This is a genomic window from Paraburkholderia jirisanensis, from assembly GCF_054782355.1.
Genome location: NZ_BAAGSQ010000021.1, coordinates 175,441 through 196,915, shown reverse-complemented (window position 1 = coordinate 196,915; position 21,475 = coordinate 175,441). Strand labels below are relative to the sequence as shown.

Annotated in this window: 17 protein-coding genes; 14 read left to right on the top strand and 3 right to left on the bottom strand. The window is 63.6% G+C overall.

From position 1 onward, the window contains the following. Positions 1–208: 208 nt before the first annotated feature. The 10 genes from der to ACYVNQ_RS10085 all read left to right on the top strand — a co-directional run bounded on the left by der (position 209) and on the right by ACYVNQ_RS10085 (position 11,636). Entirely contained in the window at positions 209–1,546 is a 1,338-nt protein-coding gene (gene der / locus ACYVNQ_RS10130) for a ribosome biogenesis GTPase Der (protein ID WP_460902344.1), read from the top strand. 151 nt (positions 1,547–1,697) lie between these two features. Continuing rightward, on the top strand, positions 1,698–1,934 hold the full coding sequence (gene hfq, locus ACYVNQ_RS10125; RefSeq protein ID WP_007580427.1) for an RNA chaperone Hfq: 237 nt from the start codon (positions 1,698–1,700) through the stop codon (positions 1,932–1,934). A gap of 76 nt (positions 1,935–2,010) precedes the next feature. Next, positions 2,011–3,210 (top strand): GTPase HflX, encoded by a 1,200-nt coding sequence (gene hflX, locus ACYVNQ_RS10120; RefSeq protein ID WP_460902343.1) that lies wholly within the window; start codon positions 2,011–2,013, stop codon positions 3,208–3,210. Between the two features lie 57 nt (positions 3,211–3,267). Then, positions 3,268–4,719: an FtsH protease activity modulator HflK gene (gene hflK / locus ACYVNQ_RS10115; protein ID WP_460902342.1), complete on the top strand. Its 1,452-nt coding sequence runs from the start codon at positions 3,268–3,270 to the stop codon at positions 4,717–4,719. Between the two features lie 11 nt (positions 4,720–4,730). After that, complete coding sequence (gene hflC / locus ACYVNQ_RS10110; RefSeq protein WP_460902341.1) at positions 4,731–5,639, top strand: protease modulator HflC; 909 nt, start codon at positions 4,731–4,733, stop codon at positions 5,637–5,639. 42 nt (positions 5,640–5,681) lie between these two features. Further along, positions 5,682–5,873 (top strand): DUF2065 domain-containing protein, encoded by a 192-nt coding sequence (locus tag ACYVNQ_RS10105; RefSeq protein WP_460902340.1) that lies wholly within the window; start codon positions 5,682–5,684, stop codon positions 5,871–5,873. A gap of 239 nt (positions 5,874–6,112) precedes the next feature. Then, positions 6,113–7,264 carry an ATP phosphoribosyltransferase regulatory subunit gene (locus tag ACYVNQ_RS10100; protein ID WP_460902339.1) on the top strand — a complete coding sequence of 384 codons (1,152 nt, stop codon included), beginning with the start codon at positions 6,113–6,115 and terminating at the stop codon, positions 7,262–7,264. 213 nt (positions 7,265–7,477) lie between these two features. Continuing rightward, positions 7,478–8,827: an adenylosuccinate synthase gene (locus ACYVNQ_RS10095; RefSeq protein WP_460902338.1), complete on the top strand. Its 1,350-nt coding sequence runs from the start codon at positions 7,478–7,480 to the stop codon at positions 8,825–8,827. 3 nt (positions 8,828–8,830) lie between these two features. Beyond that, the gene (locus ACYVNQ_RS10090; RefSeq protein WP_460902337.1) at positions 8,831–9,418 is read left to right on the top strand and encodes a phosphoribosyltransferase; all 588 of its coding nucleotides are present in this window, start codon (positions 8,831–8,833) and stop codon (positions 9,416–9,418) included. Between the two features lie 331 nt (positions 9,419–9,749). Continuing rightward, positions 9,750–11,636, top strand: a complete 1,887-nt coding sequence (locus ACYVNQ_RS10085; RefSeq protein ID WP_460902336.1) for a potassium transporter Kup — start codon at positions 9,750–9,752, stop codon at positions 11,634–11,636. A gap of 260 nt (positions 11,637–11,896) precedes the next feature. On the opposite strand, the gene ACYVNQ_RS10080 is transcribed toward ACYVNQ_RS10085, so the two are convergent. Continuing rightward, on the bottom strand, positions 11,897–14,260 hold the full coding sequence (locus ACYVNQ_RS10080) for a Tex family protein (protein WP_460902335.1): 2,364 nt from the start codon (positions 14,258–14,260) through the stop codon (positions 11,897–11,899). 306 nt (positions 14,261–14,566) lie between these two features. Here ACYVNQ_RS10080 and ACYVNQ_RS10075 point away from each other — a divergent pair, with 306 nt between their 5' ends. The 3 genes from ACYVNQ_RS10075 (at position 14,567) to ACYVNQ_RS10065 (ending at position 18,724) form a co-directional block, all read left to right on the top strand. Beyond that, positions 14,567–15,964: a hypothetical protein gene (locus ACYVNQ_RS10075; RefSeq protein WP_460902334.1), complete on the top strand. Its 1,398-nt coding sequence runs from the start codon at positions 14,567–14,569 to the stop codon at positions 15,962–15,964. Positions 15,965–16,065: 101 nt separating this feature from the next. Further along, positions 16,066–16,278 (top strand): DUF465 domain-containing protein, encoded by a 213-nt coding sequence (locus ACYVNQ_RS10070; protein ID WP_460902333.1) that lies wholly within the window; start codon positions 16,066–16,068, stop codon positions 16,276–16,278. 76 nt (positions 16,279–16,354) lie between these two features. Further along, positions 16,355–18,724 carry an ATP-dependent DNA helicase gene (locus tag ACYVNQ_RS10065; RefSeq protein WP_460902332.1) on the top strand — a complete coding sequence of 790 codons (2,370 nt, stop codon included), beginning with the start codon at positions 16,355–16,357 and terminating at the stop codon, positions 18,722–18,724. 176 nt (positions 18,725–18,900) lie between these two features. On the opposite strand, the gene ACYVNQ_RS10060 is transcribed toward ACYVNQ_RS10065, so the two are convergent. Both ACYVNQ_RS10060 and ACYVNQ_RS10055 read right to left on the bottom strand, forming a co-directional pair. Next, on the bottom strand, positions 18,901–19,182 hold the full coding sequence (locus ACYVNQ_RS10060) for a hypothetical protein (RefSeq protein ID WP_460902331.1): 282 nt from the start codon (positions 19,180–19,182) through the stop codon (positions 18,901–18,903). Positions 19,183–19,413: 231 nt separating this feature from the next. Further along, the gene (locus tag ACYVNQ_RS10055) at positions 19,414–20,529 is read right to left on the bottom strand and encodes a JmjC domain-containing protein (RefSeq protein ID WP_460902330.1); all 1,116 of its coding nucleotides are present in this window, start codon (positions 20,527–20,529) and stop codon (positions 19,414–19,416) included. A gap of 330 nt (positions 20,530–20,859) precedes the next feature. On the opposite strand from ACYVNQ_RS10055, the gene ACYVNQ_RS10050 reads away from it, so the two are divergent. Beyond that, positions 20,860–21,408 (top strand): FKBP-type peptidyl-prolyl cis-trans isomerase, encoded by a 549-nt coding sequence (locus tag ACYVNQ_RS10050; RefSeq protein ID WP_460902329.1) that lies wholly within the window; start codon positions 20,860–20,862, stop codon positions 21,406–21,408. Positions 21,409–21,475: the final 67 nt, after the last annotated feature.

Here is a 21,475-nt window from a genome sequence, read left to right as displayed (position 1 = left end):
CTGCTCCCGCCCATGCTGGCTGCGCATCCGGGCTGGGCGGAATTCGTGCTAACTTGCGTACAAACGAAAGTTCAAGCGGAAGTTCGAACGAAAACCCAGGCGAACTCGCGCCAACCACCAACAATGCCGTGCAGCGGCCGCACGGCGAGCTTGCTGCGTAGCCGACGACTTGCATCGACGGCACGCGCCTCACTGTGAACAAGATCAGATGAAACCCGTTATTGCCCTTGTTGGGCGCCCCAATGTGGGGAAATCCACGCTGTTCAACCGCCTCACGCGTTCGCGCGACGCGCTGGTCGCCGACCTGCCGGGCTTGACGCGCGACCGCCACTACGGTGAAGGACGCGTCGGCGAGCGTCCGTACCTGGTGGTCGACACTGGCGGCTTCGAGCCGGTCGCGAAAGAGGGCATCCTGTACCAGATGGCGCGCCAGACGCGCCAGGCGGTCGCGGAGTCGGACGTCGTCGTGTTCATCGTCGACGGGCGCAACGGTCTCGCGCCGCAGGACAAGACGATTGCCGATTATCTTCGCAAGGTTGGCCGGCCGATCTTCCTCGTCGTCAACAAGGCGGAGGGGATGAAGTACAGCAACGTCGCCGCCGATTTCTACGAGCTGGGTCTGGGCGACCCGCGTGCGATTTCGTCCGCGCACGGCGACGGCGTGACCGAAATGATCGAGGAGGCGCTGGGCGTCGCCTACGCCGGGCAGCCCGACGAAAGTGACGAAGAGAAAGCGCAGCACGGCGTCAAGATCGCGATCGTCGGCCGGCCGAACGTCGGCAAGTCGACGCTCGTCAACACGCTGATCGGTGAAGAGCGCGTGATCGCGTTCGACATGCCGGGCACCACGCGCGATTCGATCTACGTCGACTTCGAACGCGGCGGCAAGAAATTTACGCTGATCGATACCGCCGGCCTGCGCCGTCGCGGCAAGGTGTTCGAGGCGATCGAGAAGTTCTCGGTCGTCAAGACGCTGCAGTCGATCTCCGACGCCAACGTGGTGATCCTGCTGCTCGACGCACAGCAGGATATTTCAGACCAGGACGCGCACATCGCCGGCTTCGTAGTCGAGCAGGGGCGCGCGCTGGTGGTCGGCGTGAACAAATGGGACGGTCTTGACCCGCATGTGCGAGAGCGCACAAAAGAGGACTTGCAGCGAAAGCTAAGATTTCTCGAGTTCGCAAAATTTCATTTCATTTCAGCTGCGGAAAAGACCGGTATTGGCCCGTTGATGCGCTCGGTCGATGCCGCTTACGCGGCCGCGATGGCGAAGCTGCCGACACCGAGGCTCACGCGTGCGCTGATCGAAGCGGTTGAGTTCCAGCAGCCGCGCCGCCGCGGTCCGGTGCGGCCGAAGCTGCGCTACGCGCACCAGGGAGGGCAGAATCCGCCGCTCATCGTGATTCACGGCAACGCGCTCGATGCGGTGACGGACACGTATAAGCGCTACCTCGAAAACCGCTTCCGTGAAACTTTCGCGCTAACTGGCACTCCATTGCGAATAGAGTTTCGATCGTCGACCAATCCTTATGCCGACAAAGCCTGAAAGCCCCGTGTGTGTTGGGTTTCGCAGGGTAGACCGAATGGCCGGCCAAAGCGCGCATAAAGGAAAATCGGCTATAGTGTAGCGATTGGCGGCGGATCTCTTTTTCTTCGTCGTCAGTTAAGTCAACCTGCAAAAAAATACGGAGTTTGCTATGAGCAACAAAGGGCAATTGTTACAAGACCCGTTTTTGAACGCACTGCGTAAAGAGCACGTGCCAGTCTCGATCTATCTGGTGAATGGCATCAAGCTTCAAGGGAACATCGAATCGTTCGACCAGTACGTCGTGTTGCTCCGGAATACGGTTACCCAGATGGTCTACAAGCACGCAATCTCGACGGTCGTGCCTGCGCGTCCGGTGAATTTCCACCCGGATTCGGAATCGTCCTAACCTTTCTTTGCGGCCGGCCCGAGCATTCCGCTTCGCGGCGCTCGCCCCGGCCGCTTTCACTTTGATACCCGCCAATTTGACCAACGCAGCGCTCGTCGGCATCGACTTCGGCAAGATCGATTTCGTCGCCAGTCTCGAAGAACTCAGCCTGCTCGCTAAAAGCGCGGGCGCCCATCCTGCTGTCACGCTCACCGGCCGTCGCTCGGCTCCGGATGCCGCATTATTCGTCGGCAGCGGCAAAGCCGACGAATTGCGCATCGCGTGCGAGGCGAACGATATCGACCTCGTCATTTTCAATCATTCGCTCGCACCCGCTCAGCAGCGCAATCTGGAGCGCTTGCTTAACAGGCGTGTGATCGACCGCACCAGTCTGATCCTCGACATCTTCGCGCAGCGTGCACGCAGTCACGAAGGCAAGCTGCAGGTCGAACTCGCACAACTGCAATACCTGTCCACGCGCCTCGTGCGCGCATGGACCCACCTTGAACGTCAGAAGGGCGGTATCGGCCTGCGCGGCCCGGGCGAAACCCAGCTCGAAACCGACCGCCGGCTGATCGGCGATCGCATCAAGATGCTCAAGGGGCGGCTGGACAAACTGCGTCGCCAGCACGGCACGCAACGCCGCGCGCGCGAGCGCAACCGCACGATGTCGGTGTCGCTGGTCGGCTACACGAACGCGGGCAAATCGACGCTGTTCAACGCGCTGACCAAAGCGCAGGCGTACGCGGCCGATCAACTGTTCGCGACCCTCGACACCACTTCGCGGCGCGTCTATCTCGGCGACGAGATCGGCCAGATCGTGGTGTCCGATACGGTCGGCTTTATCCGTGAACTGCCGCACCAACTGGTGGCGGCATTCCGTGCGACGCTCGAAGAAACGATTCACGCGGACTTGCTGCTGCACGTGGTCGATGCGTCGAGCGCGGTGCGCCTCGACCAGATCGATCAGGTGAACGAGGTGCTCGCGAATATCGGCGCGGACACGATCCGCCAGGTGCTGGTGTTCAACAAGATCGACTCGGTGCCTGAACTGGCGGCCCGCGGCGAGGCAATCGAGCGGGACGAGTATGGTAATATTTCGCGCGTCTTTTTGAGCGCGCGCACGGGGCAGGGGCTCGACGCGTTGCGCACTGCCATCGCTGAAATCGCTACTGCAGAACATCTTTCCGGTGCCGACGGTCCCTTGCTGGAAAAAGACCGGCCGCAGGCATTCGATGTCGACCATCGCGAAGACCATCGCGAACCAGACCGCAAGGTCACACAACCCGGGCACTGACCCCTTGGCCTTTCCGAATTGCATCGACCCGCTGTCTACTCTGGTGAACGAATACCGGTGAACCAATACAACGAACGGAGTATCTGGCTGCGTGTGCGCGCCATGCTTTCGCTGAACGACCCGCGCTGGGGCCGGGGAGACGGCAATGGCGAGCGGCAACGGTCGAACGAGAAGCGTCCGCAGAACGACAAGGGTGGCGACGGCCCGCCGGACCTCGACGAAATGTGGCGCGACTTCAACCGGCGCCTGTCGCGTCTGTTCGGTCGCAAAGGCGGCGGCGAGCGGCGGCCGGATAACGGACGCGGTGCGCGCATCGGCGTAGGCATCGTGATCGGCGTGCTGATCGCGATCTACCTGGGCAGCGGCGTGTTCGTCGTGCAGGAAGGCCAGGCGGGCGTCGTGCTGCAGTTCGGCAAGTACCGCGGCACGGTCGAGCAGGGCGTGCACTGGCGTCTGCCGTATCCGTTCGAGGCGCATGAGATCGTCAACATCGGGCAGATCCATTCGGTCGAGATCGGCCGCAGCAACGTGATCCGGCTCGCCAACGTGAAGGATGCGTCGATGCTCACGCACGAAGGCGATATCGTCGACGTGCGCTTCGCGGTGCAGTATCAGATTCGCAAGCCGGTCGACTACCTGTTCCGCAGCGCCGACCCGGACCAGAGCGTGACGCAGGCCGGGCAGGCCGCGATTCGCGAGATCGTCGGCGCGCGCAGCACCAGCGACGTGCTTTTTCAGGACCGCGAAGCCATCCGCCAGCAACTGACCGATTCGATCCAGCGTTCTCTGGATCAATACAATTCAGGCCTCGCCGTCACGGGTGTGACGATCCAGAGCGTGCAGGCGCCTGAACAGGTGCAGCCGGCCTTCGAAGACGAAGCGAAGGCGCGCCAGGACCGCGAGCGCGCGAAGCGCGACGCGCAGGCTTATGCGAACGATCTGCTGCCGCGTGCGCAGGCGCAGGCCGCGCGTCTGATCGACGAAGCGAAGAGCTACAGCGATCGCGTGGTCGCGCAGGCGCAAGGCGACGCGGAGCGCTTCAAGGAGGTCTACGCGCAGTATTCGAAGGCGCCTGCCGTGATCCGCGAACGTATGTACCTCGACACGATGCAGTACATCTATTCGAACACCACCAAGGTGTTCGTCGACAGCAAGGTGGGTAACAACGTGCTGTATCTGCCGCTCGACAAGCTTGTTGCAGATAACCGCCAGCGTGTCGCGGATGCCGCAGCTGCGGCTGCCGCGGCCGGTTCGACGGCAGCAGGCAGTGTACAAGGCGCACAAGGCGCACAAGGCGCGCAGGGCGCAGCAGGCGCGTCAGCGCAAGGCGGCCCGCCGGTGATCGGCCTGATGCCACAGGCGCAGCAACAACAAACCTTGCAGCAACCGGCAGCGCAGCCGGCGTCGGCCGCATCAGCCACCGCGGCCAGCCAGCCGGCGGCCGCGAGCGACGCATTCCGCTCGCGCGACTCGTTCCGCAGCCGCGGCCGCGACGACGATCTGCAATGAGGGCTGCCAACATGAACCGAATCATTGCGCTTGTCATTGCTGTCGTGATCGTGCTGTTCGTCGCGTCGTCGATGGTGTTTACGGTGGATCCGCGTCATATGGCGGTGCTGTCCGCGCATGGCGACGGCGAACCGTCGCTGGCGGGCCCGGGCCTGCATGTGAAACTGCCCGCGCCGCTGCAGACCGTGACATTGGTCGACACGCGCATCCAGACCTTCGACACGCCTGACGAAGATCACTACGCCGCCGCAGACAAAACCGATCTGCTGGTCAACCCGGTCGTCAAGTACCGCGTGACGGACCCGGTGAAGCTGGTCGCCGAAACGAAGGGTGACGTGTTGAGCCTGCCGGACCGGCTCGCGTTGATCTCGCGCAGTGCGCTGACCGATGCGTTCGCGAAATACAAGCTGACCGAGCTGCTCGCGAAGCAGCAGACAGTGGGTGACGACGCGCGCGCCGCGATGGAAAAACCCGCGGCATCGCTGGGTGTCGAAGTCATCGACGTTCAATTGACGCGCGTCGACTTCCCGGCTTCGATGGTCGACACGGTGTTCAAGCGGATGGTCGCCGCGCGCGAGCAGGCTGCGGCACAGGAACGTGCGCAGGGTGTGGCCGAAGCCGACAAGATCAAGGCCGACGCCGCGCAGCAGCAGCAGGCGCTGCTCGCCGATGCCTATCAGCAGGCGCAAGGAATCAAGGGTGACGGGGACGGCAAGGCTGCGTCGATCGCGGCCGATGCGTACAGCCGCGACCCGCAGTTCTACCAGTTCTATCAGAGCATGCAGGCCTACCGGAACAGCTTCAAGCCGAACGACGTGGTTGTGGTCGATTCGAGCAGCGACTTCTTCCGTTTCATGCGCGGTCCGAACGGCGGGGAGACAACGCCGAACGACGCCGCGGCGCCACGCAAACATCAATAAAAGCCCACGCCGCGGCAACCGGATCGCGGCGACCCCCTTCGCATGGACATAGCCGGTTCGTTACTGCTCGCGATCGCATTGATGCTGATCATCGAGGGGATTTTTCCTTTCGTGTTTCCGGTCGCCTGGCGCGACACGTTTCGTAGAATAGCGGAGCGCCCGCCGCACCATATCCGGATCGGCGGGCTGATCGTGATGGGCCTCGGCCTCGTGCTGCTGCTGATCGCGACCTGACGGCCTGCGCACCCCGCAGGCCTTCGCCTCGGCGCGCAGTGCCGTGCGTGTGCGGTTCGAGGGTGCGTGGCCAGGTGCATGCTCATTTGCGTGCTCATTTACGTGCTCATTTACGTGATATCGTCCGTGCGCGCGCCGCTGCGCGAACCACGCGCGGCCGCCAAGCACGGCTTTCGTATCAAACATTCCGATTCGCCGGCGCGCGCAGCGCGCCAGACTCAACGCTGCAGGATCTACCGATGTCGACCTGGTTACTTCCCGAGAACATTGCCGACGTACTGCCTTCCGAGGCACGCAAGATCGAAGAGCTGCGCCGGCGGCTGCTAGACCGTTTCCGCGCCTACGGCTACGAGATGGTGATGCCGCCGATGCTCGAGTATCTCGAGTCGCTGCTGACGAGCGGCGGCGCCGACCTGAACCTGCGCACCTTCAAGCTGGTCGACCAGCTATCGGGCCGCACGCTCGGGCTGCGCGCGGACATCACGCCGCAAGTCGCGCGCATCGATGCGCATCTGCTGAACCGCCAGGGCGTGACGCGCCTGTGCTACGCGGGCGTCGTGCTGCACACGCGGCCGCGCGGCCTGCACGCAACGCGCGAGCAGATCCAGATCGGTGCTGAAATCTACGGCCACGCGGGGCTCGAAGCCGACCTCGAAATCCAGCAACTGATGCTCGACGCGTTGCGCCTTGCAGGCCTGTCGAAGGTGCGGCTCGATCTGTGCCACGCGGGCGTGCTGGCCGCGTTATTCCAGATCGATCCGGCCGCTGCGGCGCTTGGCGAGCCGCTGTACGGCGCGCTGGCGGGCAAGGATGTGCCGCGGCTCAATGAACTGACCGCGAACCTGACGCCGCTGGTACGCGACGCACTGCGCGCGCTGCCGACGCTATACGGTGCCGCGCCGGTACTCGAAGAGGCACGCGCACGTCTGCCGAACGCGCCGGAAATCGCCCGCGCGCTCGACGATCTGGCGTTCCTGAGCAGCCAGGTGGAAGGCGCCGAAGTGATGATCGACCTCGCCGATTTACGCGGCTACGCGTACCACAGCGGCGTGATGTTCACCGCATACGTCGACGGCGTGCCGAACGCGGTCGCGCGCGGCGGCCGCTACGACCATGTCGGCCAGGCCTATGGCCGGGCTCGCGCGGCCACCGGGTTTTCGCTGGATCTGCGTGAAGTGGCGCGCATTTCGCCGGTCGAAGCGCGCAGCAGTGCGATTCTCGCGCCGTGGCAGCACGACGACGCGTTGCGCGCGGCAGTCGCTGCGTTGCGCGATGCCGGCGAAGTCGTGATCCAGGCGCTGCCGGGGCACGATCATGCGTTCGACGAATTCGCGTTCGACCGGATGCTGGTCGAAGAGGGCGGTGCGTGGGTGGTGAAAAGCCGCGCATAGCGGCGGATTGCGCGCGCCGCCATCCGCGGCTGCCCGCAATCGCGCATCACGCCCACAACTGCCCGCAGCGGCGCGGCGCATCTGCGCCGACCAAGCGCCGACCCGCCGGACACCTCCAGGCCCTTGAGCGGAAAGGGGAAACTCCGTGACGAAAAACTCGGAACCCGCCGCGAAGATAGGTAGAATACGTTTTTAACCAGCTTACGAAACAACATGTCTGCTGCCAGTGCTGTGAATGTGAACCCCGGGCGCAATGTCGTGGTGGTTGGGACCCAGTGGGGTGACGAGGGCAAGGGCAAGATCGTCGACTGGCTGACGGATCACGCGCAAGGCGTCGTCCGTTTCCAGGGCGGTCATAACGCCGGTCATACGCTGATCATCGGCGGCAAGAAGACCATCTTGCGTCTCATCCCGTCAGGCATCATGCGTCCCGAGGTCGCGTGCTACATCGGCAATGGCGTCGTGTTGTCGCCGGAGGCGCTCTTCAAGGAAATCGAAGAGCTCGAAGCCGCCGGCATCGATGTGCAAAAGCGCCTGTTCATCTCCGAAGCCACCACGCTGATCCTGCCGTACCACGTTGCGATCGACCAGGCACGCGAAGCACGCAGCGGCGCCGGCAAGATCGGCACGACCGGCCGCGGCATCGGTCCCGCGTATGAAGACAAGGTCGCGCGCCGCGGCCTGCGCGTACAAGACCTGTTCGAGCCGGAAGCTTTCGCCGAACGTCTGCGCGCCAATCTCGACTTCCACAACTTCGTGCTCACGCAGTATCTCGGCGCGCCCGCGGTCGACTACCAGCAGACGCTCGACATGATGCTCGGCTACGCCGACCGTCTGAAGCCGATGGTGACCGACGTATCGCGCCGCCTGTACGACGTGAACAACGCCGGCAACAACCTGCTGTTCGAAGGCGCGCAAGGCACGCTGCTCGACATCGATCACGGCACCTATCCGTTCGTCACGTCGAGCAACTGCGTCGCGGGCGCGGCATCGGCGGGTGCGGGCGTCGGTCCGCAAAAGCTCGACTACATCCTCGGCATTACCAAGGCGTATTGCACGCGCGTCGGTTCGGGCCCGTTCCCGAGCGAACTGTACGACGCCGACAACGCCGCGCGCCAGGCGCCGATCGGCCTGACGCTTGCCACCGTCGGCAAGGAATTCGGCTCGGTCACCGGCCGCCCGCGCCGCACCGGCTGGCTCGATGCTGCCGCGCTGCGCCGCTCGATCCAGATCAACGGCGTGTCGGGTCTGTGCATCACGAAGCTCGACGTGCTCGACGGCCTCGATGAAGTGAACCTGTGCATCGGCTACAAGATCGACGGCAAGGAAGTGGACATCCTGCCGCGTGGCGCATCGGAAGTCGCGCGCTGCGAACCGGTGTACGAAACCTTCACGGGTTGGGCCGAAAGCACCATTGGCATCAAGGAATGGGACCAGCTGCCGGCCAACGCGCAAGCGTATCTGACGCGTGTGCAGGAAGTCGCGGGGGTGCCGATCGACATGGTGTCGACCGGTCCGGATCGCGACGAAACCATTCTTCTGCGTCACCCGTTCAAGGTTTGATCAATGATTCAGGGTGTGCCGATGATTGCGATGAAAGATCCGCGCAACGACGAAAAGAACCTCTGGGTCGGTTGGGATGAGTATCACCGTCTGATCGAATTGCTCGCGCTGACGGTGCACGACTCGGGCTGGAAGTTCGACAAGATCCTGTGTCTTGCGCGCGGTGGTTTGCGCGTAGGCGACCAGCTGTCGCGCATCTACGATCTGCCGCTGGCGATTCTCGCCACCAGTTCGTATCGCGAAGCAGCCGGCACGCAGCAAGGCAATCTGGATATTGCGCAGTACATCACGATGACGCGCGGCGAACTGTCGGGCAACGTGTTGCTGGTCGACGACCTCGTCGATTCAGGCGTCACGCTGGCGCGCGTGCAGCAGCACCTGAAAGATCGCTATCCTGCGGTGACGGCGGTGCGTTCGGCGGTGCTGTGGTACAAGGCGTGCTCGTCGGTCAAGCCCGATTACTACGTGCAGCATCTCGCCACCAATCCATGGATTCATCAGCCGTTCGAAGAATGGGACACTGTGCGTCCGCATAATCTGGGCGCATGGATCAAGCGCGGCACGCAGCACGACACCACGCCGGATGCGTGACGAAACCATGACGGCGTGCGGCGCAACAGCGAAAGCGCAGATGCCGGTTTGAAAACGTCACACGATGGTGAACGGAGCCCGTTACAGGCTCCGTTTTTTTACGTGCATGTTTTGTGAACGTAGGCGCGCTGCAAGCCACACCGTATGCGAACCACGGCGCGTAACATCGAAAGCGATGCTCTACCAGAGACTAGACGAAGTCGCGATGCTACACTGCGGACGTTCCAGACAGCCGTAGCGTTCGCACAACGTTGTGAACGTTGGCCCCGCGAGGCCGGATTAGAATAGCGCTCATTTTTTCGCCGCCCAGGAACGGATTCTTTTCGCGCTTATGACAGACAACCATCACGCGCCCAAGCAGCCTCTTCCCGCACTCGCGGTCGCTGCGATTGGCGTGGTTTTCGGTGACATCGGCACGAGCCCGCTGTACTCGCTGAAAGAAGCATTCAGCCCGTCGCACGGCATCCCGCTGACGGTCGATTCCATCCTCGGTGTGATTTCGCTGCTGTTCTGGGCGATCGTCATCGTGGTCAGCGTCAAGTACGTGCTGTTCGTGATGCGCGCGTCCAACAACGGCGAAGGCGGCGTGCTCGCGCTGATGGCGCTGTCGCTACGTTCGTTCAACTCACGCAGCAGGGCCGCGGGGCTCTTGACGATGCTCGGCATCTTCGGCGCCTGCATGTTCTACGGCGACGCGGTGATCACGCCGGCCATCTCGGTGATGTCGGCCGTCGAAGGCCTGCAGCTTGCCGCGCCGAAGCTGGCGCACCTCGTGCTGCCGCTGACCATGGTGATCCTGCTGTTGCTGTTCTGGATCCAGCGGCACGGCACCGCCGCCGTCGGGCGGCTGTTCGGGCCGATCATGGTGCTGTGGTTCGTTACGCTGGCGGTGCTTGGCCTGTCGCATATCGTGCAGTCGCCTGAGGTGATCGCCGCGCTCAACCCTTACTACGCGGTTTCGTTCATGTCTGCGCACCTGCTGCAGGCGTACGTGGTGCTCGGCTCAGTCGTGCTGGTGCTGACCGGCGCCGAGGCGCTGTACGCGGACATGGGCCACTTCGGCGCAAAACCTATCCGGTTCGCGTGGTACGCGCTGGTCATGCCGTCGCTGGTGCTGAACTACTTCGGCCAGGGTGCCTTGCTGATGCACGATCCGAAGGCGATCGAAAACCCGTTCTATCTGCTGGCGCCGGACTGGGCGTTGCTGCCGCTGGTGGTGCTGTCCACGGTTGCAACCGTGATCGCGTCGCAGGCGGTGATTTCGGGCGCCTATTCGCTGACGAGCCAGGCGATCCAGCTCGGCTATGTACCGCGCATGAAGATCCTGCACACGTCGGAACTCGCGATCGGCCAGATCTACGTGCCGGTGGTGAACTGGATGCTGTTGTTCATCATTCTGTGCATCGTGATCGGCTTCAAGAGTTCGGACAATCTGGCGGCTGCCTACGGTATCGCGGTCACCGCGACGATGGTGATCACGACGGTGCTGGCGAGCGTCGTGATGGTCAAGGTATGGAACTGGAACAAGATCGTCGTCGCGCTGATCATCAGCGCGCTGATGATCGTCGACCTCGGCTTTTTCGGCGCCAATCTGCTGAAGGTGGCCGACGGCGGCTGGCTGCCGCTTGGCATTGGCGCGCTGCTGTTCTTCCTGCTGATGACGTGGTTCAAGGGCCGCATGATCGTCAAGGAGCGCACGGCCGCCGACGGTATTCCGCTGATGCCGTTCGTGCAGGGCCTGCTTGCGCATCCGCCGCATCGGGTGTCGGGTACGGCCATCTATCTGACGGGGAGTTCGTCGCTGGTGCCGGTGAGCTTGCTGCATAACCTGAAGCACAACAAGGTGCTGCACGAACGCACGATCTTCCTGACCTTCATCACGCGCGACATTCCTTACGTCGACGAAGCAGACCGGCTGACGGTGAAGGACGTCACCGGCGGGCTGTTCCTCGTCAAGGCCGCGTACGGCTTTAACGAAACCTGTGACGTGAAGGCGGTGCTCGAGGCGGTGGGCCGCACGCAGGATATGACCTTCGAGTTGATGGACACGTCGTTCTTCCTCGCGCGCGAAACGGTGGTGCCGACGCAGTTGCCAGGCATGTCGGTGTGGCGCGAGCGAGTGTTCGCGTGGATGCATCAGAACGCTGCGAAGCCGACCGACTTCTTCAGTATTCCAGCGAACCGGGTGGTCGAACTCGGGACCAAGATCGAGATCTGAGTGGTGCCGCGGCCTGGCGCTGTAAGCCCGGGTCGACGGGGTGCACGCGGTGCACGAACAAAGAAGCCCACGCTTCTGAACTGCTCAGAGTCAGTTCAAAAGTGTGGGCTTTTTGTTGTAGCAGAGGACCAGATATCGCGTGTTGGCGTGTAGCGCTAGCGGCATGCAGTCATCATTGCGATTACCGCGATTCAGCCGCATGCGTGATGGTCGCGCGCACAGCGCCGGCCGATATCGCCGACGCCGCGCACATCACGCGCCTAGCGCTGTTTGAGCTTCGCGAACGCCGCGGCCATCGCACCGGCCGGTTCGGCATCGCGCGAACGCTGCGGTCCGCGTCCGCCACCGCCGTTGCGGCCCGCGCCGCCGCGCTCGTTCGGCGCGCCGCTGCCAGTGCGCGCAGCGGACCCAGAGCTCGCGCCTCCAGCAGCACCGAAGTCGTCGTCGAGTCGCATCGTCAGCGAAATACGCTGACGCTTCACGTCCACCTCGAGCACCTTTACCTTGACGATCTGCCCGGCCTTGACCACTTCGTGCGGATCCTTGATGAACTTGGTCGACATGGCCGACACGTGTACCAGACCGTCCTGATGCACACCGACGTCGATAAACGCGCCGAACGCTGCGACGTTGGTCACCACGCCTTCGAGCACCATGCCCGGCGACAGATCGGAAATCTTCTCGACGCCATCACGGAACGTTGCGGTCTTGAACTCCGGGCGCGGGTCGCGGCCCGGCTTTTCGAGTTCGCTGAGAATGTCGCGCACCGTCGGCAAACCAAAGCGCTCGTCGACGAACTCAGTCGGCGCGAGGCCCGCCAGCGCTTCGCGACGGCCCAGCACGTCGCCGATCTGCTGCTTGATCTTCGCGAGCATCCGCTCGACCAGCGGATACGCTTCCGGGTGCACCGACGAGCGGTCGAGCGGATTTTCGCCGCCGTTGATGCGCAGAAAACCCGCGGCCTGCTCGAACGTCTTGTCGCCCAGGCGCGGCACCTTACGCAGATGTTCGCGCGACGGGAACGGCCCGTTCGCATCGCGAAACTCGACGATATTGCGCGCGAGCGTCGCATTGAGACCCGACACGCGGGCAAGCAGCGCGACCGATGCGGTGTTCGCATCGACGCCCACCGCATTCACGCAGTCTTCGACCACTGCATCGAGCGAACGCGCGAGCTCGCGCTGGTTCACGTCGTGCTGATACTGGCCGACGCCGATCGCCTTCGGCTCGATCTTGACGAGCTCGGCGAGCGGGTCCTGCAGACGCCGCGCAATCGACACCGCGCCGCGCAGCGACACGTCGAGATCGGGAAACTCCTTGGCCGCCAGTTCGGATGCCGAATAAACCGACGCGCCCGCTTCGGACACGACGATCTTCTGCAGCTTCAATTCCGGATGGCGCGCGATCAGTTCGCTCGCGAGCTTGTCGGTCTCGCGCGACGCCGTGCCATTGCCGATGCTGATCAGCTCGGCCTGCGTTTGCGCGGCGATACGCGCGAGCTTCGCGAGCGAGCCGTCCCAGTCGCGGCGCGGCTCGTGCGGGTAGATCGTATCGGTGGCGAGCACCTTGCCGGTGCGATCGACCACCGCGACCTTCACGCCGGTGCGCAGGCCCGGGTCGAGGCCGATCACCGCCTTCGGGCCGGCCGGCGCGGCCAGCAACAGGTCTTTCAGATTGCGCGCGAACACACGGATCGCTTCGTGCTCGGCCTGCTCGCGCAGGTTGGTCAGCAGTTCGGTTTCGATGTGCGGCTGCACCTTCACGCGCCAGCACCAGCGGCACACGTCCGACAGCCATTTGTCAGCAGGGCGCCCCTGGTTCGCGATGCTGAAGTGGCGCGCGATCATCGCTTCGCCCGGGTGCGGCACCTGCGCGTCGAGTTCTTCGCCGAGACCCAGCTTGACCAGCAGCACGCCCGCATTGCGGCCGCGGAACAGCGCCAGCGCGCGGTGCGACGGCACGGTCTTGATGGTTTCGGCGTAGTCGTAGTAGTCGCGGAATTTCTCGCCTTCTTCGCCTTCCTTACCTTCGACCACCGCCGACGACACGACGCCCTGGTTGAACAGGTAGTCGCGCAGCTTGCCGAGCAGGTCCGCGGTTTCGCCGAACTGTTCGGACAGGATGTCGCGCGCGCCGTCGAGCGCGGCCTTGACGTCGGCGACGCCGAGTTCGGCATTCACGTACGCGGCGGCTTCGCTTTGCGGATCGAGCAGCGGATTGGCCAGCAGCGCCTGCGCCAGCGGCTCGAGGCCGGCTTCGCGGGCGATCTGCGCGCGCGTGCGGCGCTTCGGCTTATACGGCAGATACAGGTCTTCGAGCACCTGTTTGCTGTCGGCGCCTTCGATCGCGCTGCGCAGTTCGTCGCTGAGTTTGCCCTGTTCGTCGATGCTCGCGAGGATCGTCGCGCGCCGGTCTTCGAGTTCGCGCAGATACAGCAGGCGCTCTTCGAGATTGCGCAATTGCGTGTCATCGAGATTGCCGGTGACTTCCTTGCGGTATCGCGCGATGAACGGAACGGTTGAACCTTCATCGAGGAGTTGCACCGCAGCCGCCACCTGGCGGGGCTGGACGGCCAGTTCGGTGGCGATGCGCTGTACGATCTTGAGTGCTACGGTTTCCGTCATAAGGCTTGCTGTTCCTGCCGGACTCGATCTGGGGCCGCTGGGTGCGCGCGCTGCAGGGGCGCGAAGGGCACATGGCCGCGTGGGCTCATGGGCGCGTGGCGCGCGCACGGCAGCAGCCGGGTTGCTGAAGCTGCGAATGTAACCGCGAACGTAACCGCGAAGGTAGCCGCGAATGGGCTTGTGGACGTGGCCGTGAATGAGGCCATGAATGTCGCCACAAACGGATCCGCGAATTTCGCCAACGAGGCGGGGGCATTTTGCCATAAATGCCAGGGCGCTCAAGCACGGGATGTTAGAATTTCGCCCATGTCCCGCTGCCCACCTACGACGTTGCCGACCTCCCGCTTCCCGCTTGTTGCCGAGCTTGTCGTCAAGCTTGTAGCCGACCTGTCTGCCGTGCCCGCAACCTCGCTTGCCTTGCTGGTCGCTTCGCGTGCGGCGCGCGCGTGGTGGGCCTCGCGGTTGGCCTCGCAGTTAACCTGTTTCACACCGTCGGTAGCGAAGACGCGGCGCGCCTCTGCGGTGGGCGGTTCTTTTGCCGGCGCATGGGTCGCGGTGGCGCTGTGCGCGGGTTTGGGCGCCGCGCAACCCGCGTTGGCGCAGGTCACTCACGCATCGGCGCAATTTGCGCAAACGGCAGTGCCTCAGGCGGTCGCCGCGCAGGCGGGTGATAGCGATCAGGCGACCGATAGTGCCGTGTCGCAAGCGGACGGCGAGACGCCTGCGACGGCACCAGTGGCGCAAGACTTGCGGCGCGTGACGCGTGGCAACGGCGGCATGGCGGCAAGTGCGGCAAGTGCGGCAGGCACAGCAGGCATGACGCGCGCATCAGCTGCGTCGGGCGCGTCCGGTGCCTCCGGCAGCGCCAACCAGGCAAGCGACGATTTTGCGCAGGCGTCCGACGACGCGGCTGCCTCGCCGGACAGCGAATTCGAAGCGCGCCAGAAAGACCTCGACCAACGTACCGAGCAGAACAACTACCGTTTCGCGGTCGCGCAGCACAACTGCTACGACACGTTCTTCGTCACCCATTGCGTGGGCAAGGCACGCGACGAGATGCGTGCGGTGCAGGCCGACATCCGCCAGCAACAGCTGGCCCTCGACGACCAGAAGCGCGTCGCGCACGCGCGCCAGCGCGACGAGCAGCAGGCGATCAAACAGGCGCAAGCCGAAGCGGAAGCGCCGCAGCGCGACGCGGTGGATGCGCGCAACGCAGCGGCGTTTGCCGACAAGCAGCGCCAGCACGCGCTCGACGAGGCGCAGCGGCAGGCCGAAGCGCCGCAGCGCTCCGCCAACGAACAGGCGTATCAGCAGAAGCAGCAACAGCACGCGATCGACGAGGCGCAGCGCCAGGCCGGCGCGCCGCAGCGGGCCGCCAACCAGCAGACGTACCAGCAGAAGCAGCAGCAACACGCGATCGATCAGGCGCAGCGTGGCGCCAGCCCGGCGCCACCCGCGGCGGCGAACTCGCCGGACTTTCAGCGCAAGCTCGACGCCGCGCGCGCGCAGGGCGCGCAACAGGCGCAGGAGCGGGTCGACAAGCAGCAGCGCTTCCAGCAGAAACAGATCGACGCCGCGCAGCACAAGGCGGATATCGAAACGCGCCAGAAGCAGGCCGCCGAGAAGGCGCAGCAGAAGCAACAGCAGGATCTGCAGCAGCAACAGCAACTCGAGCAGCAACAAAAACAGCAGCAACAGCAGTAACGCGTTTCAGGCCGGACAGCAACCTCGAGCGAGGTGCGCGCCGCATGACCGGAGCAACCGGGTAGCTGCGCACCTCGCCCATTTCGGAAGAGGAGGCGAGCATGCGCGCCCATCAAGTCAATGCAGAGACACTTCGCGACCGTATCCTTCAACTGGAGTCGGAGCACAGTGGGCTCGATCGGCTGATTCACCGCATGTCGGAGGAGCCGAGTGCCGACGACTACGCGCTGCAGCGTCTGAAAAAACGCAAGCTGAAGCTGAAAGACACCATCATCCTGCTGCAATTGCAGCTCGAACCGGACGCGCAAGGCTGAGTTCGCCGCCTGGCAGGCGCCGGGGTCGACGCAGCAGTGCAGCGCTTCGCGCCGGATTTTGCAGGAACCGCTTGCCTTGAACGCACCGCTTGAACCTACCTCCCGCAGCTCATCGGCCGACAGCGCCGGGTCGCGCGATCCGCGCACCGACCCGGGCGCCAGGCCAGACACCAGCGCAGGCACCAGCGCGGGCGCTGAGACCGGCGCGGCGCCGAAAGCCGGAGGTGCTGCGGCCCTGGCCGCATCGCTGACGCCGCGCCGGGCCGCCGAACTCGGCGATATCTTTGCCTCCGACGGCTTGCTGGCCCGACAGATCGACGGCTACCGGCCGCGCGCGTCGCAGATCGAGATGTCGCGCGCGGTCGCTGCCGCGCTCGAAGCCTCCGGCCGCGCGCTGCCTGAGCCCGCGATGTTCGAAGCGCAGCAGCGGCCGGCACGGCGGCTACAGCCGTCCTCCGCGCAACGCCAGGGGGCAGCCAGCGATGAACGCGGCACAGCCAGCGAATCCGAAAGCGCCGATAGCGGCGAGAACACACTGATCGTCGAAGCGGGCACCGGCACCGGCAAGACCTATGCCTATCTGGTGCCGGCGATGCTGTGGGGCGGCAAGGTGATCGTCTCGACCGGCACCAAGCATTTGCAGGACCAGCTGTTCCAGCGCGACATCCCGACCGTGCGCGATGCGCTGGCGGTGCCGGTGTCGGTGGCGATGCTCAAGGGCCGCGCCAACTATCTGTGCCACTACTATTTGCAGCGCACCGCGGACAACGGCCGTCTGCCGTCGCGCCAGGACACCTCGTATCTGCAGGAGATCGTGCGTTTCGCGAAGATCACGCGCACCGGAGACAAGGCCGAGCTTGCGAGCGTGCCCGAAACGGCGGCGGTGTGGTCGATGGTGACGTCGACGCGCGACAACTGTCTCGGCCAGGAGTGTCCGCACTACAAAGACTGCTTCGTGATGCAGGCGCGCCGCGAAGCGCAGCAGGCCGATATCGTGGTGGTCAATCACCATCTGTTCTTCGCCGACATCATGTTGCGCGACACCGGCATGGCCGAGTTGCTGCCGACCGCGAACACGGTCGTGTTCGACGAGGCGCATCAGCTGCCGGAAACCGCGACGCTGTTTTTCGGCGAGACGCTGTCCACCGCACAACTGCTCGAACTGGCGCGCGATGCGGTCGTGGAAGGGCTTGGACACGCGCGCGATGCGCTCGACTGGGTCAAGCTCGGCGCCGCGCTCGAGCGCGCCACGCGCGACGTGCGTTTGACCTTCAAGGAAGATTCGCTGCGTCTGTCGATCAGCCAGTTGCCGGACGATCATCCGTTGTTTGAAGCGCTTGAAAAGGTCGAGACCGAGCTCGATGCGCTGGCGTCCGCGCTGGCATCGCAGTCGGAGCGTGCGGAATCGATCGGTGTGTGTTTGCGGCGTGCGCGTGAATTGCAGGATCTGCTTGGCGGTTGGACTACGCCGCCCGCGCCTAAAGACACCACTAACGAAGCGCGCGACACGCGTGACGAGCGTAACGCGGATGGCTCTGCATCCACACGCAGCACGACACAAGCCGCATCCGATTCAGGCGAGAAGGTTCGCTGGGTCGAAGTCTTCTCGCATACGGTGCAGTTGCACGAAACACCGCTGTCGGTTGCGCCGATTTTCGCGAAGCAGCGCGCCGGTGTGCCGCGTGCATGGATTTTCACGTCGGCGACCTTATCGGTGCGCGGCGACTTCACGCACTATGCCGCACAGATGGGTTTGAGCTCGCGCCGCTCGATGACGCTGCCCAGTCCGTTCGACTACGCGACGCAAGGCCTGCTGTATGTGCCGCGCAATCTGCCGCAGCCATCTTCGCCGGCCTTCACCGATGCCGTCTTCGATGCGGCGCTGCCAGCCATCGAAGCATCCGGCGGCGGCGTGTTCATGTTATGCACGACGTTGCGCGCCGTCGATCGAATCGCGAACAAGCTACGCGATACGATTGAATCGCGCGGCTGGGATATGCCGCTGCTGGTGCAGGGCGATGCGAGCCGCACCGAATTGCTCGAACGTTTTCGCGGCTACGGGAATGCGATTCTGGTGGGTAGCCAGAGCTTCTGGGAAGGTGTCGATGTGCGCGGCGATGCGCTATCGCTGGTGGTGATCGACAAGCTGCCGTTCGCGCCGCCCGACGACCCGGTGTTGTCCGCGCGTCTCGATGCATTGACGAAGAAAGGCCTGAGTCCGTTCGCCGTGCATCAGTTGCCGCAAGCGGTGATCACGTTGAAGCAGGGCGCAGGGCGTCTGATTCGCGCGGAGACCGATCGCGGCGTGCTGATGATCTGCGATACGCGTCTGGTCGACAAACCGTATGGCAAGCGTATCTGGCAGAGCCTGCCGCCATTCAAACGCACACGTGAGATCGACGTGGTGCGCGAGTTCTTCGCGGAGCCGGCCATACCGAACGATTGATATGCGCATCGCATGCGGCGCGGTGAGATATCGCGCTGTATGTCGTTCAATCGCGGCCACAAAAACAAAACGCCACGGAAGTGATTCCGTGGCGTTCTGCTCTGTCGTGTTGCATGTGCGGCAGACCCGAGAGGTCCGCCTGCACAGATTCGCGTTGCCGCGAACCTTCGCTACGCTTACTGGCTTGCGCCCGATGCCGGAGCAGCTGCCGATGCAGCAGCGTCCGAAGCGGCAGCGCCTGCGTCCGAAGCAGCAGTCGTAGCCGAAGCAGCAGCGTCGCTCGCAGCAGCAGCAGCGCCCGAAGCGGCAGCAGCCGAATCCGAAGCAGCAGCTGCCGGTGCCGAAGCGGCAGCCGAATCGCTAGCCGCCGGAGCAGCAGCGTTGTCGCCGCCGCTCTTGCTGCACGCAGCAAGAGCCATAGCTGCCAACAGGGATGCTACGAGGAGGGATTTCTTCATGATCACGTCCTTTTATGGTTAAAGGTAAGCAACAGCGCAAATATACCGGTAATGTGCTCTAACACCGACCCGGGCCGCTGGTGGAGACGCACTTCATGAGGCGTGAATCTTCCCGTACGGCTTGGGCGGAAATTATATGCACTTTCATATCCACCGTCGACAAATCCGGGGCCAATACGTTGTACTTCCCAGACAGAATCCCACGATGCGGTGCCACAGGCGGCACACATGTTATCCCACTTCACCCACCTGTATCCAGCCCGCACGATACCATTCGTGCAGACGTGCTGTCATCGACAGTTGGTGCGAGAGTGTTACAAACCGTTTCGCACCTAAATGCCGTTGATCGGCCAATTCACACACCCACTTTTTGTCGCCGGCAAGCTTCGCTTCTTCGCCATTCAAATAATAGGAGCGGCTGTCGTAAAGCATCACGCTCTTGCGGTCCAGACGCACGCCCGATTTCGCTGCGGCGCGCGTGAAACGTGCTTCATCGAGTGGCCGTGCAGGCGGATCGAACACCACACTCGGCTTGGGCTCGCTCAGATACGTGCCGAGAAACGATGCGATATCCGCGTCGGTCCAGCTCACTTTAGCAAGGATCGCGCCCAGCTTTTCGACCAGCATCGGCGGCACCTGCGCAGGGTGTTCGACAGCAGGCTGGCGCGGGTCGCGATACAGCTCAGTTGTGGCGCGCGTGCCCGTGCCGGTGTCGCCGCGCTCAGCGAGGTGATACAGGAACTGCGCGGTCAATTCGCTATTGGAAGGTGCGCGAAAGCCAATCGAACAGGTCATGCATTCGCCTTCGGCGATACCGTCGTGCGCGATATGCGGCGGCAGGTACAACATGTCGCCTGGCTCGAGTACCCATTCGTCATCGGGTTCAAAGTGTTGTAGAACTTTCAATGGCAAGCCGGGTGCCAGCGACAGGTCGCGCTGCGCGCCAATGCGCCAGCGACGCTTGCCCTGCACCTGCAACAGAAACACATCGTAAGAGTCGTAGTGCGCGCCGACTCCGCCACCGTCCGTTGCATACGAAACCATCAGGTCGTCGAGCCTTGCATCCGGCACAAAGCGAAACCGCTCGATCAACGCGCGGGCGCGCTCGTCGTGCAGGTTCACGCCTTGCACCAGCAGCGTCCAGGCGCGCTGGCGCAACGATGGCAGTTCGTCGGCTGCGAATGGCCCGTGCTCGAGTTCCCACTTATTGCGGAAATGCGTGATCAGCCGGCTCTCCACTTCATCGCGATCGGCCAGTTCGAATAGCTCGTCGCGCGATAGCGGCGCCACGATGTCCGACATTGCGCCGCGAATCAGCAAGGGCTTCTTTTGCCAGTAGCGGCTCATGAATTGAGACGGACTGAGACCGCCTAGCAGTGCGCTGGGTGCGTCGGGGGCGAGGGTGCTGGAGGTTGGGGTGTGCTGCGCAGTCGAGGGGCTTGCAGGGCGCGTAGCGGCCTTTGAAGCATGCTTCGCGGCGGCCTTTGAATCCGCCTTTGAATTACGCTTCAAGTCGGCCTTCGAATCGGCCTTCAAATCAGCCTTCATATGGGGCGTCGCAGTGCTATCTGAATTGACTGAAGAGGCCACGGAAATCCGGGCTGAACCTGGGCTGCCAGGTTGGGCATTGGGCCGCTTGGGCATCGTATAATGGGCGCGGAAATCTTGGAGAATTGAATGAAGATCGCAAAGAACACCGTCGTATCTGTCGCCTACAAGCTATCGGATGCGCAGGGCAATCTGATTGAAGAAAGCGACGAGCCAATGGTCTATCTGCATGGCGGCTATGATGGCACGTTCCCCAAGATCGAGGAAGAGCTCGACGGCCACGAGCCGGGCTTCAGCACGCAGGTTCAGCTCGATCCGCAGGACGCGTTCGGCGAGTACGACCCGGACCTGGTCAAGGTCGAACCGCGCGAGCGCTTCCCCGAGCCGCTCGAAATCGGCATGCAGTTCGAGGGCACGCCCGAAGAGGGCGACGAAGAACTCGATTCGCTGATCTACACGGTCACCGACGTCGCAGAAGACAAGGTGGTGCTGGACGGCAATCATCCGTTGGCAGGCATGGCGCTGCGTTTTGCGCTGACGGTCAAGGAAGTGCGCGAAGCCACCGAAGATGAAATCGAACACGAGCATGCGCACGGCGCGGATGGTCTCGAAGTTCTCGACGAGGATGAAGACGACGAAGACGACGCAGCAGAAAAGCCGGGGCCGACGCTGCATTGACCGGCCTGGCTGGTCGGGCGTCAATGTGTGTTGATTGACGCGCAGAGCATTCCCGAAGGGGGCGAAG

Coding starts and splice junctions, on each gene's coding strand:
- hfq (WP_007580427.1), top strand. CDS start 1,698: ATGAGCAACAAAGGGCAATTGTTACAAGACCCGTTTTTGAACGCACTG.
- ACYVNQ_RS10085 (WP_460902336.1), top strand. CDS start 9,750: ATGACAGACAACCATCACGCGCCCAAGCAGCCTCTTCCCGCACTCGCG.
- ACYVNQ_RS10055 (WP_460902330.1), bottom strand. CDS start 20,529: ATGAGCCGCTACTGGCAAAAGAAGCCCTTGCTGATTCGCGGCGCAATG.
- ACYVNQ_RS10060 (WP_460902331.1), bottom strand. CDS start 19,182: ATGAAGAAATCCCTCCTCGTAGCATCCCTGTTGGCAGCTATGGCTCTT.
- ACYVNQ_RS10090 (WP_460902337.1), top strand. CDS start 8,831: ATGATTCAGGGTGTGCCGATGATTGCGATGAAAGATCCGCGCAACGAC.
- ACYVNQ_RS10070 (WP_460902333.1), top strand. CDS start 16,066: ATGCGCGCCCATCAAGTCAATGCAGAGACACTTCGCGACCGTATCCTT.
- hflC (WP_460902341.1), top strand. CDS start 4,731: ATGAACCGAATCATTGCGCTTGTCATTGCTGTCGTGATCGTGCTGTTC.
- ACYVNQ_RS10105 (WP_460902340.1), top strand. CDS start 5,682: ATGGACATAGCCGGTTCGTTACTGCTCGCGATCGCATTGATGCTGATC.
- ACYVNQ_RS10080 (WP_460902335.1), bottom strand. CDS start 14,260: ATGACGGAAACCGTAGCACTCAAGATCGTACAGCGCATCGCCACCGAA.
- ACYVNQ_RS10050 (WP_460902329.1), top strand. CDS start 20,860: ATGAAGATCGCAAAGAACACCGTCGTATCTGTCGCCTACAAGCTATCG.
- ACYVNQ_RS10095 (WP_460902338.1), top strand. CDS start 7,478: ATGTCTGCTGCCAGTGCTGTGAATGTGAACCCCGGGCGCAATGTCGTG.
- ACYVNQ_RS10100 (WP_460902339.1), top strand. CDS start 6,113: ATGTCGACCTGGTTACTTCCCGAGAACATTGCCGACGTACTGCCTTCC.
- ACYVNQ_RS10075 (WP_460902334.1), top strand. CDS start 14,567: ATGTCCCGCTGCCCACCTACGACGTTGCCGACCTCCCGCTTCCCGCTT.
- der (WP_460902344.1), top strand. CDS start 209: ATGAAACCCGTTATTGCCCTTGTTGGGCGCCCCAATGTGGGGAAATCC.